We start from the raw sequence: 1197 nt of genomic DNA, 5'->3' as shown, positions 1-1197 counted from the left end.
TGGTCAACGCAACAGTTATGTGAAAACATGGGGTTGCGGAGGTTTTTTGAATGAGACGAACATTTACAGCAGAGGAAAAAGCCTCTGTTTTTGAACTATGGAAGAACGGAACAGGCTTCAGTGAAATAGCGAATATCCTGGGTTCAAAACCCGGAACGATCTTCACTATGTTAAGGGATACTGGCGGCATAAAACCCCATGAGCGTAAGCGGGCTGTAGCTCACCTGACACTGTCTGAGCGCGAGGAGATACGAGCTGGTTTGTCAGCCAAAATGAGCATTCGTGCGATAGCTACTGCGCTGAATCGCAGTCCTTCGACGATCTCACGTGAAGTTCAGCGTAATCGGGGCAGACGCTATTACAAAGCTGTTGATGCTAATAACCGAGCCAACAGAATGGCGAAAAGGCCAAAACCGTGCTTACTGGATCAAAATTTACCATTGCGAAAGCTTGTTCTGGAAAAGCTGGAGATGAAATGGTCTCCAGAGCAAATATCAGGATGGTTAAGGCGAACAAAACCACGTCAAAAAACGCTGCGAATATCACCTGAGACAATTTATAAAACGCTGTACTTTCGTAGCCGTGAAGCGCTACACCACCTGAATATACAGCATCTGCGACGGTCGCATAGCCTTCGCCATGGCAGGCGTCATACCCGCAAAGGCGAAAGAGGTACGATTAACATAGTGAACGGAACACCAATTCACGAACGTTCCCGAAATATCGATAACAGACGCTCTCTGGGGCATTGGGAGGGCGATTTAGTCTCAGGTACAAAAAACTCTCATATAGCCACACTTGTAGACCGAAAATCACGTTATACGATCATCCTTAGACTCAGGGGCAAAGATTCTGTCTCAGTAAATCAGGCTCTTACCGACAAATTCCTGAGTTTACCGTCAGAACTCAGAAAATCACTGACATGGGACAGAGGAATGGAACTGGCCAGACATCTAGAATTTACTGTCAGCACCGGCGTTAAAGTTTACTTCTGCGATCCTCAGAGTCCTTGGCAGCGGGGAACAAATGAGAACACAAATGGGCTAATTCGGCAGTACTTTCCTAAAAAGACATGTCTTGCCCAATATACTCAACATGAACTAGATCTGGTTGCTGCTCAGCTAAACAACAGACCGAGAAAGACACTGAAGTTCAAAACACCGAAAGAGATAATTGAAAGGGGTGTTGCATTGACAG

1 protein-coding gene is annotated in these 1197 nt (G+C 45.9%); it reads left to right on the top strand.

Annotated features, from left to right (window positions below; all coding sequences use genetic code 11):
* Positions 1-50 precede the first annotated feature (50 nt).
* A partial coding sequence (locus N6P30_RS24320) for an IS30-like element IS30 family transposase (RefSeq protein WP_001610367.1) occupies positions 51-1197 on the top strand: 1147 nt, incomplete at its 3' end.

It is taken from the genome of Enterobacter sp. PL1 (assembly GCF_945957325.1).
Classification (GTDB): domain Bacteria; phylum Pseudomonadota; class Gammaproteobacteria; order Enterobacterales; family Enterobacteriaceae; genus Enterobacter; species Enterobacter roggenkampii.
The sequence above is the reverse complement of the archived record's forward strand: the minus strand, read 5'-3'. Positions and strand labels throughout refer to the sequence as shown.